The following is a 13,099-nucleotide window of genomic DNA, read 5'->3' as shown; positions in this document are numbered from 1 at the left end:
TTCGCCTCAATGCGGGTGCAGCACGAGCGGCAGCGTGGCGGGCCCGCGCACCACCAGCGTGCGGTGCCACGTCATGGGCTCCGGGCCGGCCTGCAGGTGGCGGAAGGCGTCCAGCAGGGCCTCCAGCGCCAGGCGGCCCTCCATGCGCGCCAGCTGCGCGCCCAGGCAGAAGTGGACGCCGTGGCCGAAGGGCAGGTTCTGCGGACCCGGGCGGGACAGGTTGAAGCGGTCGCCGTCCGGGAAGTGCGCGTCGTCGTGCGCGGCGGAGCCCAGGAGCACCAGCACCGGGGCGCCCTTGGGCAGGCGCACCCCGCCCAGCTCCACCGCCTCCGTGGTGAGGCGCGGCGCGGCCTGGGCGGGCGGCTCGTAGCGCAGCACCTCGTCGATGAAGGCCGGGATGCGCGAGCGGTCCGAGCGCAGCTGGGCCCAGATCTCCGGGTGCTCCCGCAGCACGACGAGTGACGCGCCCAAGAGGTGCACCACCGTCTCGATGCCGCCCACCAGCAGGAGCGCCATGAAGGCGATGAGCTCGTCCTTCGACAGGGCCTCGCCGTCCACGCGGGCCTGTTGCAGCTCGCTGACCAGGTCCGTGCCAGGCGCGCGGGCGCGGGCGTCCAGCACCTCGCCGAAGTACTGGCGCAGCTCCGCCACCGCGTCGCGGGCCCTCTGCTTGCGGTCCTCTTCCTCCGGGCGGACGGTGGTGACGCCGCCGGTGATGAGGTCCGCCCACTGCTTCAGGCGCGTGGCGCGCGTGGGGTCCAGGCCCAACAGCTCGCTGATGACGGCGGCCGGGATGCGCAGCGCGTACGGGGGCATCAGGTCCACGGGCACGCCCCGGGGCAGCTCCGCCACCGCCTGCCGGCAGAGGTCGCGCACGCGGGGCTCCAGCCGGGCCATGGCGCCAGCGCCGAACGCCTTCTGCACCAGCACCCGCAGGCGGCCGTGCTGGGGCGGGTCCATGGTGAGCATGGACTCGGAGAAGGGATTGCCGCCCAGCCAGGGCGGGTTGGTGGCCACGCGGAAGCCCTGCGAGGAGAAGCGCTGGGGGTCCTTGAGGACGCGCAGCACGTCTTCATGGCGCGACACGGCCCACATGCCACCGGGCTCCACCTGACACACGGGGGCCTCGCGGCGCATGCGGGCGTAGGTGGGATAGGGGTTGGCCTTCACTTCCGGCGACAGGAGGTTGAAGCGCTCGCTCATGCCGGGCAATACGCAAGCAGCGAACGTCTCTGGCACTCAAGACGAAGGAGCGGACCCATGAAGTACACGAACCTGGGACACACGGGCCTGCGGGTCTCCCGCATCTGCCTGGGCTGCATGAGCTACGGCACCCCGAAGTGGCGCCCGTGGGTGCTGGATGAAGAAGCCGCGCAGCCCTTCTTCCGCCGCGCGGTGGAGCTGGGCGTCACCTTCTTCGACACCGCGAACATGTACTCGGACGGCGTCAGCGAAGAGGTGACGGGCCGCGCGCTGCGCAAGTACGCGAAGCTGGACGAGGTGGTGCTCGCGACGAAGGTCTACTTCCCCACGGGCAGCGGCCAGAACGAGCGCGGCCTGTCGCGCAAGGCCATCACCCAGGCGTGCGAGGCGAGCCTGAAGCGGCTGGGCGTGGAGACCATCGACCTCTACCAAATCCACCGGATGGACCCGAACACGCCCATCGAGGAGACGCTGTCCGCGTTGGATCAGCTCGTGCGCCAGGGCAAGGTGCGCTACCTGGGCGCGAGCTCCGCGTACGCGTGGCAGTTCATGCGCGCGCTCAGCGTGTCCGAGCGCAACGGCTGGGCGCGCTTCGTGTCCATGCAGAACCACTACAACCTCGTCTACCGCGAGGAGGAGCGGGAGATGCTGCCCCTCTGCGAGGCGGAGGGCGTGGGCGTCATCCCCTGGTCGCCGCTGGCGCGAGGCCTGCTCGCCGGCTCACGCAAGTCGCTGGACGACAAGGAGGCCACGACGCGCGCGGGCTCCGACACGCTGTCGCCCATCCTCTACAACCAGCCCGGGGACTGGGACGTGGTGGAGGCGGTGAAGCAGGTGGCGGAGGCACGCAAGGCCCCGCCCGCGCAGGTGGCCCTGGCGTGGCTGCTGTCCAAGCCCGTCGTCACCGCGCCCATCATCGGCGCGACGAAGCCCGAGCACCTGGAGGACGCGGTGAAGGCCGTGAGCCTCAAGCTGACGCCGGAAGAGGTGAAGGCGCTGGAGGCCCCCTACAAGCCGCACGCGGTGCGCGGCCTGTAGGCTCAAGCGCCAGGGTGGACGCGCCTTCAGCGCTCCTTCACGAGCGCGTCCACCTTCTTCTCCAGCGGCTTCACGTCCTCGAAGAACGAGTCCATGGAGTGCGCCGGGGCCACGCGCAGCACCGGCGGCAGCAGCGAGCGGGGGAACTCCAGCTCCTCGCTGAAGGGCTCGTTGCCCAGTAGCTCCGACACGTTGGTCAGCGCCAGTACGCCCAGCGACGCGATGACGAGCCCGCGCACCAGCCGCCTGGAACTCCAGCGCGTCACGTAGCGCAGGTGCCAGTAGATCCCCCACCCCACCAGCCCCAGCACCGCCAGCGTGCGCACGAAGCCCAGCCACGCGCCCAGCGAGAAGCTGAAGCTCAACAGCGCGAACAGGGGCGGTGCCACCGCGAAGCCCAGGAGCAGCAGCGAACCGATGGTGGCGTGCACGCGGAAGTGGAAGCTGCGCCGGGCGATGCGGCTCGCCAGCGACCAGCCTCCGGCCCACAGGAGCGCCAGTCCCAGCGGCAGCACGCTGGACAACAGCAGGTCGCCCCAGTCCGTCTTCCCGAACTGGGTCGCCCGCTCGGAGATGAAGGAGAAGACCACCAGCGCCTGCATCGCCAGCGCGAAGGCGCGGGGACGCTCGAAGAGGCGCTCCCGCGGCGAGGCCGGGGCTTCGTTGACGACGGTGTCCTCCACCACGAAGGAGCGCGGACGGAAGCGCAGCACCGTGTCCCCCACCGACACGCGCGCGTCCGGGGTGAGGACCAGCTCCTTCAATGCCGCCCACGGCTCCACGCGGAAGGTGCCGTTGACGCTGCCCACGTCATGCAGCACCACCGCGCCGTCCTCGCGCCGCTCCAGGCGCAGGTGCTCGGCGGAGACCTTCGGGTCGTCCAGGATGATGTCGTTGGCGTAGCCGCGCCCCACCGTCACCGGCAGCTTGTCCAGCCGGTGGCGCGAGTGGACGGCGTCCCCTTCCAGCACCTCCAGGAAGATCACTTCGTCCACGACAGCCCCTCCAGGTAGCGGCGCGCCAGCATGCGTGCGTTCTCCGCGGAGAAGCCGCCCAGCGTGAGGCTGGTGTCCACGCCGTGCGTGGACGCGTTCAGCGTGGCCGCGCGCAGCACCAGGTCGTAGAGGCCCGGGAAGCGGCGGTAGGCGCGCAGGCAGATGGCGGCGCGCACCGTGAGGCCGTTCACGTCCACGAACTCCGACTTGCAGCGGAAGTTGGTGACGTCCTCGCGCGTGGCGGCCACCGCGTCCGGGTCCTGGGAGAAGAGCGTGCTGTAGAGCGCGGAGAAGCGCATGGCGCCCAGCTTCTGGCTCTCGACGTGCTGGTGCAGGTAGGCCACCACGCCCGTGCGGTGGCTGGAGGACAGGAAGATGTCCTCCTCGGAGGAGCACTGGTAGCTCGTCACCGTGTAGGGCGTCTCCGGGTCATGCGGCGTGTCGCCCCAGCACTTGAGGAAGGGGCTCCAGCGGCCGGGGACGCGGTAGCCGCCCAGCGACTGCTTCGGCAGGTCCGTGGCCATCAGCCGGTCGGTGATGCGCTGCTGGTTGGCCATGAGCTGCTCGTTCACGGACGTCATCAGCGCGGCGGGCTCTGGCGGAGCGCCCTGCTCCAGCGCCTTGTCGAGCAGCGCCCGCGCCCGGGCCACCGGCACCAGGAAGCCCACCTGGTTGCCCATGGTGGCCACGTTGACGCCCACGACGCCGCCCTCGCCGCTGAGGGTGGGCCCGCCGCTCATGCCGGGGTTGATGGCGCCGGTGAAGTGCACGCGCTCGTAGAGGGCGTCGCGCACCAGGCCGTTGTAGGTGCCCTCCACGATGGTGGTGCCCAGGTCGCGCGGGTTGCCCATGGCGAACAGGCGCGTGCCCTGCGGCGGTTCGTGCTCCTCCAGCTTGAAGTAGTCGCTGATGGGCGCGTCCACCTGGATGACGGCCAGGTCGCTCGCCACGTCCACCGCGAGCAGGCGCACCGGCACCGTCGCGTCGCCCCGGTCCAGCTCCGCGGTGTAGTCCTCCGGGTGGAGCACCAGGTCGGAGACGACGTGGTAGTTCGTGAGGGCGTGGCCCTTCGCGCTCACGAAGAACGCGGAGCCGATGGAGGACTTCGTCCCGGAGCGGCGCTCGATGATGCGCACCTGCGAGACGCGGCCCTGGATGCGGCGGAACAGCTCGTGCGTGGCCGGGGGCAGCGACGCCACCGGCAGGGGCGGCACCGAGTCCGCGACGCCAGCGTCCGGCGCCGGAAGGACCGGCGGCTGGGCCGGGGACGCCGGAGGCTCTGGAGGAGCCGAGGGCCCCTGCGCGAGCACGGCGACAAGGAGGAGGGAGAACATGGGCGGCGGCACCGTATCCCACCGCGAGCCCCACCGGGGGACGCCTTGGCGCTCCTGTCAGGCTCCACTACGGCGTGGCTGGCCCCTCCCCCTGCCGGCGGCGGCGCCAGGCCGCGTAGGACACCAGCAGGGCCCCGGCCAGGGTGCCCGCCAGCGCCCCCGCGAGCCGCCGGGAGACGACGCCCGCCACCGGGGCCTCCATGCGGAAGGTCTCCAGTGAGGCGCGCACCCCGGGAGCCAGGGCGTCCCAGCGGGCGGCGGGCGCGCTGACCGTCACCACGGCGTGGCGGCCCTCGGAGGCCAGCCCCGTCACCAGCACCGTGCGCACCTGCCCTGCCTCGCGCAGCGTCCCCAGCACCTCCACCCGGGGCACGGGCCCGCCCACGCGGTCCACCCGCTCCGGCGTCAGCGCCACGCCCAGCTCCCGTTGGAAGTGATGGACCACGGCGGTGGAGAAGGAGTCGCGCTCGGCGGGGCTGGCGGAGAAGCCCCCGTCCACCACGGCGATGAGGAACGTGGCCGCGTCCGGGCCCTCCCCATCCGCCAGCGCCGCGGACAGGGCGCGCGTGCGCATGCCGTCCTCCGACACCGCGCCCACCTGCGAGCCGGTGTAGCGCTCCCAGCGCGCCATCCGGAACGTGTCCGGCGGCCGGAAGCTGTAGCCGTCCCGCCGCAGCTCCGTGCCGAGCGCACCGGACAGCGACAACCACACACCGGTGAGGACGGGCAGGAGCACGGGCCCCGAGGATAACCCCGAAGCCCGCGCCACGCCCGCTCCCCTGCCCCGCCGCTACCCGATCTTCTTCTGCAGGTCGTCCACCGGCGTCGTGTGCGTGACGATGCGGGACTGGAGCTCCCGCGCCACGTTGGTGATCAGCGGCTTGCGCATCATCGTCATGTGCGTGCCCGGCATGTCCACGACCTCCACACCGCCGGTGACGAGCTCCTCCCAGCCGGTGTGCTCACGCGTGTCCGGCCGCTGGCTGGCGCGCAGGAGCACGAGCTTCCCGTCGAGCGGCTTCGCGTCGTACTGCGTGAAGGCGCGCGAGGTGGACTCGAACACCCGGTACAGGTTGCGCACGCGCTCCACGCCCACGTCGGCGATCTGCGTGTCGCCCTGGCTGCCCACTTCGTAGAAGTAGTTCACGCGCTCCGCCTGCGTCATCTGGCTGATGCGCTCGCGCAGCTCCATGGGATCGCGTCCCGTGGTGGCCGCCAGCATCATGGTGAGCTCGGACGTAAGCATGTCCTCCAGGACCTGCTCCGGCGTCTTGTCCGGCACCATGTGCTGCACGGTGTACGCGTCGATGCTCGCCAGCAGCGCCACCTCTTCGCCCACGGCGCGCAACTGCCGCGCCATCTCGAAGGCGATGATGCCGCCCAGCGACCAGCCCGCCAGGTGGTAGGGCCCGTGCGGCTGCACCTCGCGCATGGCCGTCAGGTACAGCGCGGCCATCTCCGCCACGGTGCCCAGGGGCTCCTCGCCCTCGGTGCCCCGGGCCTGCAGGCCGTAGCACGGCTGATCCGCGTCCAGCTCACGCGCCAGGTCCACGTAGCAGAGGACGCCGCCGCCCGCCGGGTGGATGGCGAAGAGCGGAGGCTTCGTGCCCTCCGGCTTCAGCGCCACCAGCGGCGACCAGGCGCGTGAATCGGCCTCCAGCAGCGCGGCCAACTGCTCCACCGTCGACGCCTGGAACAGCGACGCCAGGGGCAGGTTCTTGCCGGTGAGCTGCTGGATGCGGCCCATGAGCTGCACCGCCAGCATGGAGTGGCCGCCCAGGTCGAAGAAGTCGTCGCGGATGCCAATGGGCGACATCCCCAGCGTCTCCTCCCAGACGCGGACCAACTGCAACTGAAGCGGCGTGCGCGCCACCACCAGCGTGGAGCCCTCCGCGCGCGTCGTGTCCGGCGCGGGCAGCGCGCGGCGGTCCACCTTGCCGTTGGACGTGAGCGGCAGCGACTCCAGCGTCATGAAGGCGGACGGCACCATGTACTCCGGCAGCGTGCGCCGCAGTTGCTCGCGCAGCTCCGGAACGCCCGCCACGCTCTGGCCCGGCGCGCCCACCAGGTACGCCACCAGGCGCTTGTCGCCCGGCGCGTCCTCACGCACCAGCACCACGGCCTCGCGCACGCTCGGGTGCGAGAGCAGGCCCGCCTCGATTTCGCCCAGCTCGATGCGGAAGCCGCGCAGCTTCACCTGGAAGTCCGCACGGCCCAGGTACTCCAGCGTGCCGTCGGGACGCCACCGCGCCAGGTCGCCGGAGCGGTAGAGCCGCGCGCCGGGCCGCGTGCTGAACGGATCCGGGATGAAGCGCTGCGCGGTCAGCTCCGGCCGGCCCAGGTAGCCGCGGCTGAGGCCGTCGCCGCCCACGTACATCTCACCCGTGACGCCCGGAGGCACCGGCTGTCCGTGCGCATCCAGCACGTACACCTGGAGGTCCGGGATCGCGACGCCCACTTCGCTGCCGCGCCCGCCCTCCGCGTCCGCCGCCTTGAGCGCGCGGTAGGTCACGTGGACGGTCGTCTCGGTGATTCCGTACATGTTGACGAGCACCGGCGCGTTGTCCGCGTGGCGCGCGTACCACGGACGCAGGCTGCCGAACTCCAGCGCCTCGCCGCCGAACACCACCGTGCGCAGGGACAGGCCCTCGTGGTCGCCCGTGCGCTCCTCGTGCTGGATGAGCTGACGGAACGCGGACGGCGTCTGATTGAGCACCGTGACGCCCTCGCGCTTGAGCAGCGCATGGAAGTCCGCGGGCGTGCGGCTGACCTCGTACGGCACCACCACCAGCTTGCCGCCGTACAGCAGCGCGCCCCACATCTCCCAGACGGAGAAGTCGAAGGCGTACGAGTGGAACAGCGTCCACACGTCCTTCGCGCCGAAGTCGAACCAGTGCTTCGTGCCGTCGAAGAGGCGCACCACCTGTGCGTGCTCAATCTGCGCGCCCTTGGGACGGCCCGTGGAGCCGGACGTGTAGATGACGTAGGCCAGGTGATTGGGCGCCACGCCGCTGTCCGGCGTCGTCGTGGGCGCGGAGGCCCAGGCGGCGGCATCCGAGTCCAGGCACAGGCGCTTCGCCGCGCCCGACGGCACCACGTCCAGCAGGTGCTGCTGCGTGAGCACCACCGGCACACGCGCGTCCTCCACCATGAACTCCAGGCGCTCCTGCGGGTACGCCGGATCCATGGGCAGGTACGCGCCGCCGGCCTTGAGGATGGCCAGCAGGCCCACCATCAGCTCCAGCGAGCGCTCCACCGCGAGGCCCACCAGGACCTCCGGCCCCACGCCCAGCGTGCGCAGGTGGTGCGCCAGCTGGTTCGCCCGCGTGTCCAGCTCGCGGTACGTGAGGCGCTGTTCGGCGTAGGTGACCGCGATGGCGTCCGGGGTGCGCGCCGCCTGACGCTCGAACAGGGTGTGCAGGCACGCGTCCACCGGGAAGCGGAAGGACGTGTTCCAGTCCGCCACCACCTCCGCGCGGTCCTCCTGGGTGAGCAGCGGCAGCTGGTGCAGCCGCGCGTCCGGGTTCGCCCCGATGCCCGCCAGCAACACGCCCAGGTGACGGGCGAGCCGCTCGGCGGTGCTCGCGTCGAACAGGTCGGTGTTGAACTCCAGCCCGCCCTCGATGCCGTTCGCCGTCTCCGTGAGGCCCAGCGACAGGTCGAACTTCGCGGTGCGGTGCTCCACCTCCACGCCTTCCAGGGCGAGGCCCGTCAGGTTGAACGCACCCTCCGGCGCGTTCTGCAGCGTCATGGACACCTGGAACAGCGGCGTGCGGCTGGTGTCGCGCGTGGGCGCCAGCTCCTCCACCAGCTTCTCGAACGGCACCTCCTGGTGCGCGTATGCGCCCAGCGTCGTCTCCCGCACGCGGCCCAGCAGCTCGCGGAAGGTCGGATCGCCGTCCAGCTTCGTGCGCAGCACCAGCGTGTTGACGAAGAAGCCGATGAGGCCCTCCGTCTCCGCGCGCTGGCGGCCCGCGATGGGCGTGCCCACGCTGATGTCATCCTGTCCGGAGTAGCGCGACAGCAGCGTCTGCCACGCGGCCAGCAGGACCATGAAGGGCGTGGTGCCCTCCTTCAGCGCCAGGGCCTTGAGCGTCTCCGTCAGCTCGCGGCCGACCTTCACCGGGACGCTGGAGCCGTTCGACGTCTGCACCGCCGGACGCGGACGGTCCGTGGGCAATTCCAGCGCGGAGGGCGCGCCGGTCAGCTGCTGCTTCCAGTAGCCGAGCTGCTTCTCCAGCACCTCGCCCTGGAGCCAGCCACGCTGCCAGCCCGCGTAGTCCGCGTACTGCACCGGCAGCTGCGGCAGGGACGGCGTGCCGCCGTGGGAGAAGGCCTCGTAGGACGCGGCCATCTCGCGCACCAGCACGCCCATGGACCAGCCGTCGGAGACGATGTGGTGCATGACGAGCAGGAGGATGTGCTCCTCCTCGTCCAGCTTGAGCAGCTTCACGCGCAAGAGCGGACCGGTGGCCAGCTGGAACGGGTGCACCGCTTCTTCATCCGCGAGCCGGCGCGCCTCGTCGTGGCGCTCCGGATCCGGGATGTCGGAGAGGTCCACCACCGGGAGCGGCAGCGACACCGCCGGGTAGATGACCTGCGTGGCCTGGCCGTTGTCCAGGTGGAACGACGTGCGCAGCGATTCGTGGCGGCGCACCAGCTCCGTAAAGCTCTGCTCCAGTGCCGTCACGTCCAGCGAGCCCTTCAGGCGAAGGACCATGGGCACATTGTAGGCCGGGCTGGACGCATCCAGCTGGTGCAGGAACCACAGGCGCTGCTGGGCGAAGGACAGCGGCAGGCGGCCTTCGCGAGGCAGCGGCACGATGGCGGGCGCCTGGGTGCCCGCGCCGGCCTGGAGCGCCTGGTCGATGAGGACGGACAGCTTCTGCACCGTGGGCGCGTTGAAGACGTCCCGCAGCTGCAGGTCGATCCGGAAGATGCTCCGGACGCGCGACAGCACCTGCGTGGCCAGCAGCGAGTGTCCGCCCAGCTCGAAGAAGTCGTCCGTCGAGCCCACGCGGTCCACGTTGAGCAGCTCGCTCCACGCACCGGCGAGCAGCTGCTCCGTCGGGGTGCGCGGTGCGATGAACGCCTCGTCCTGCGCGCGCTCGTCGCTGGGGACGGGCAGCGCCTTGCGGTCCACCTTGCCGTTGGAGGTGACCGGCAGCGCCTCCAGCACCACGAAGGCGGACGGCACCATGTACTCCGGCAGCGTGCGCTCCAGGTGCTCGCGCAGGCCCTTGCGATCCAGGACCTCCACGTCACCCGCGACGTAGGCGACCAGTCGCTTGTCCCCGGCCACGTCCTCGCGGACGACGACCACGGACTCGCGGACCCCGTAGGCGCCCATGAGGGCGGATTCGATCTCCCCCAGCTCGATGCGGTAGCCGCGCACCTTCACCTGGTGGTCGACGCGGCCCATGTACTCCAGCGTGCCGTCGGCGCGCCAACGGGCCAGGTCGCCGGAGCGGTACAGCCGCGCGCCCGCGTCGGTGCTGAACGCATCCGGCACGAACTTCTCCGCCGTGAGCTCCGGGCGGCCCAGGTAGCCGCGGCCCACCTGCACGCCGCCGATGTACAGCTCACCCGGCACGCCCACCGGCACGGGCTGAAGCTGCGCATCCAGCACGTACATCCGCGTGTTGGGCAGCGGCTTGCCGATGCGCACCGCGCCGGAGGCGGAATCCTCCGGGGCCACGACGTGCACCGAGCAGCCCACCACCGTCTCCGTGGGGCCGTACTCGTTGATGAGCCGCGTGGCCGGCGCGTGCTTGCGCCAGAACGCCAGCTCCTCCGAGAAGAGCGCCTCGCCGCCGATGACGAAGGCGCCCGTGCGCCCCGCCGCCGCGTCCGCGCCCAGCAGGTCGGACAACAGCCGCAGGTGGCTGGGCGTCAGCTTCACCAGGCTGAAGCCCGTGCCGTCACGCAGCACGTCCGCCAGGCCTTCCACGCCCCGCGTCTCCGACACCATCACCACGCCCCGGCCCGCGACCAGCGGCGCCAGCATGCTGGTGACCGTGAGGTCGAACGCGAGCGACGAGTGCACCGGCGCGCCCGCGCCCGTGTCCAGCCCGTACGCGGACAAGCACCACGTCAGGTAGTTGGACACGCCGCGGTGTTCGATGGCCACGCCCTTGGGCTTGCCCGTGGAGCCGGACGTGTAGATGACGTAGGCCAGGTTGCCGGCCGACACCGCCGTCACGGGCGCGTCCTCGCGCTCGCGGGAGATGCTCCGCTTCCAGTCGCCATCCAGGCTGATGAGCTGCTGCGTGGTGACGGGCAGCTCGTCCGCCAGCGAGTCCTGCGTCAGCACCACCGGCACCTGCGTGTCCTCCAGCATGAAGGACAGGCGGTCCAGCGGGTACTTCGGGTCGAGCGGCACGTACGCGCCGCCGGCCTTGAGCACGCCCATCACGGCGATGACCATCTCCAGCGAGCGCTCCAGGCACAGGGCGACCTTCACCTCCGGGCCCACGCCCAGCCGGCGCAGGTGGTGCGCCAGCTGGTTCGCCTTCGCGTCCAGCTGCCGGTACGTGAGCGTCTCACCCTCGAAGGTCGCGGCGATGGCGTCCGGGGTGCGGGCCACCTGCTCCTCGAAGCGCTGGTGGATGCAGGCGTCGCGCGGGAAGTCGGCCCGCGTGTCGTTCCACGTCGTGAGCAGCTGCGTCCGCTCGCCTTCCGTGAGCAGCGGCAGGCGCTGCACGGGCACGTCCGGCTGGGACGCCACGCCCTCCAGCAGGACGCGCAGGTGCTCCAGCATCCGTGTGGCGGTGCCGGCGTCGAACAGGTCGGAGTTGTACTCCATGGCGCCGCGCAGCTCGCCGTCCACCTCCGACAGGGTCATGTTCAGATCGAACTGCGCGGTGGCGTGCTCCAGCGGGACGGCGCGCAGCGTGAGGCCCTTGACCTCCAGCTCCGGCACCGGCGCGTTCTGGAACGACAGCAGCACCTGGAACAGCGGCGTGCGGCTGGTGTCGCGCGTGGGCGCCAGCTCCTCCACCAGCTTCTCGAACGGGACCTCCTGGTGCGCGTACGCGCCCAGCGTCGTCTCCTTCACCTGGGCCAGCAGCGCGCGGAAGGACGGATTGCCCTCCAACTTCGTGCGCAGCACCAGCGTGTTGACGAAGAAGCCGATGAGGCCCTCGGTCTCCGTGCGGCCACGGCCCGCGATGGGCGTGCCCACGCTCACGTCGTCCTGACCGGAGTAGCGCGCGAGCAGCACCTGCCACGCAGCCAGCAGGACCATGAAGGGCGTGGCGCCCTCCTTCAGCGCCAGGGCCTTCAGCGTGTCCGTCACCGGCTTGCCCACGCGCAGGTTCACGCTGGCGCCCCGGTACGTCTGCACGGCCGGACGCGGACGGTCCGTGGGCAGCTCCAGCGCGGCGGGCGCGCCGGACAGCTGCTGCTTCCAGTACGCCATCTGCTGGGCCAGCACGTCACCCTGCAGCCATCCGCGCTGCCAGCCCGCGTAGTCCGCGTACTGCACCGGCAGCTCCGGCAGGGATGGCGCGCGGCCGGAGGCGAAGGCCTCGTAGAGGGCCGCCATCTCCCGCACCAGCACGCCCATGGACCAGCCGTCGGAGACGATGTGGTGCATCGTCGCGAGCAGCACGTGCCGCTGGGCCTCCAGCTTGAGCAGCTTCACGCGCAACAGCGGGCCGTTCGCAAGGTGGAACGGACGCTGCGCCTCCTCGTTGGCCCGGCGCTGAGCCTCGGCCTCGCGGACGTCCTCGGGCTGAGCGGACAGGTCCACCACCGGCAGCGACACCGTCGCCGCCGGGTGGACGACCTGCGCGGGCTGGCCGTCACGCATGGGGAACGTGGTGCGCAGCGATTCGTGGCGGCGCACCAGCTCCGTGAAGGCGCGCTCCAGCGCGGACACGTCCAGCGCACCCTCCAGCCGCACGGGCAGCGGGAGGTTGTAGAAGGCGCTGTCCGGCTCCAACTGGTTGAGGAACCACAGGCGCTGCTGGGCGAACGACAGCGGCATCCGCTCCGCGCGCGGCAGGGCCACGAGCGGCGGCGCCTTCACGCCCCTGCCCTGCGCCACGAGCGTGTCCACGCGCCGGGCCAGGTCCGTCACCGTGGGCGCCTCGAAGAGCGTGCGCAGCGGCAGCTCCACGTCGAAGGCCTCGCGGATGCGCGACGCCAGCCGCGTGGCCATGAGCGAGTGGCCGCCCATCTCGAAGAAGTGGTCCTCCACGCCCACGCGCTCCACGCCCAGCAGCTGGGCGAAGAGGGCCGCGAGCAGCTCCTCCGTCGGCGTCCGCGCGGCTACGAAGGTGCGCGTGCGCGCCACCTCGCCCGTCGGCGCGGGCAGGGCCTTGCGGTCGATCTTGCCCGCGGGCGTCAGCGGCAGGGCCTCCAGCACCACGAAGGCCGAGGGCACCATGTACTCCGGCACCTCCGTCTTCAGGTGGCGGCGCAGCTCCACCGCGTCCAGCGTGCCCGCGGCCCGGGGCACGACGTAGGCCACCAGGCGCTTGTCGCCCGGCGCGTCCTCGCGCACCACCACCGCCGCCTCACGCA

The 13,099-nt window shown here is 71.6% G+C and carries 6 protein-coding genes (1 of these 6 cut by a window edge); 1 reads left to right on the top strand and 5 read right to left on the bottom strand.

Translation table 11 applies throughout. The annotated features are described in order from the left end of the window. Window positions 1-6 precede the first annotated feature (6 nt). Entirely contained in the window at window positions 7-1,203 is a 1,197-nt protein-coding gene (locus JYJ93_RS21830) for a cytochrome P450 (protein WP_206794246.1), read from the bottom strand. Window positions 1,204-1,260: 57 nt separating this feature from the next. Between JYJ93_RS21830 and JYJ93_RS21825 the strand changes: the two genes are divergently transcribed. Next, the gene (locus JYJ93_RS21825; protein WP_206794244.1) at window positions 1,261-2,241 is read left to right on the top strand and encodes an aldo/keto reductase; all 981 of its coding nucleotides are present in this window, start codon (window positions 1,261-1,263) and stop codon (window positions 2,239-2,241) included. Window positions 2,242-2,267: 26 nt separating this feature from the next. Here JYJ93_RS21825 and JYJ93_RS21820 read toward each other — a convergent pair whose 3' ends face one another. The 4 genes from JYJ93_RS21820 to JYJ93_RS21805 form a co-directional block, all read right to left on the bottom strand. After that, window positions 2,268-3,236, bottom strand: coding sequence for an FHA domain-containing protein (locus JYJ93_RS21820; RefSeq protein WP_206794242.1), 969 nt, complete (start codon window positions 3,234-3,236; stop codon window positions 2,268-2,270). After that, entirely contained in the window at window positions 3,224-4,570 is a 1,347-nt protein-coding gene (locus JYJ93_RS21815; protein WP_206794240.1) for a serine protease, read from the bottom strand. The genes JYJ93_RS21820 and JYJ93_RS21815 overlap by 13 nt, the downstream gene beginning before the upstream one ends. Window positions 4,571-4,637: 67 nt before the next feature. After that, window positions 4,638-5,306 (bottom strand): hypothetical protein, encoded by a 669-nt coding sequence (locus JYJ93_RS21810; protein WP_206794238.1) that lies wholly within the window; start codon window positions 5,304-5,306, stop codon window positions 4,638-4,640. Between the two features lie 54 nt (window positions 5,307-5,360). Next, window positions 5,361-13,099 carry the end of a non-ribosomal peptide synthetase gene (locus JYJ93_RS21805; RefSeq protein ID WP_206794236.1) on the bottom strand. Its footprint extends 23,755 nt past the window's final position, so only the last 7,739 of its 31,494 coding nucleotides appear in the window; its start codon lies off the right edge, out of view — the gene reads right to left on this strand; the stop codon is at window positions 5,361-5,363.

Source organism: Corallococcus sp. NCSPR001, from assembly GCF_017309135.1.
GTDB lineage: Bacteria > Myxococcota > Myxococcia > Myxococcales > Myxococcaceae > Corallococcus.
The sequence above is the reverse complement of the archived record's forward strand: the minus strand, read 5'-3'. Positions and strand labels throughout refer to the sequence as shown.

Coding starts and splice junctions, on each gene's coding strand:
- JYJ93_RS21815 (WP_206794240.1), bottom strand. CDS start 4,570: ATGTTCTCCCTCCTCCTTGTCGCCGTGCTCGCGCAGGGGCCCTCGGCT.
- JYJ93_RS21830 (WP_206794246.1), bottom strand. CDS start 1,203: ATGAGCGAGCGCTTCAACCTCCTGTCGCCGGAAGTGAAGGCCAACCCC.
- JYJ93_RS21825 (WP_206794244.1), top strand. CDS start 1,261: ATGAAGTACACGAACCTGGGACACACGGGCCTGCGGGTCTCCCGCATC.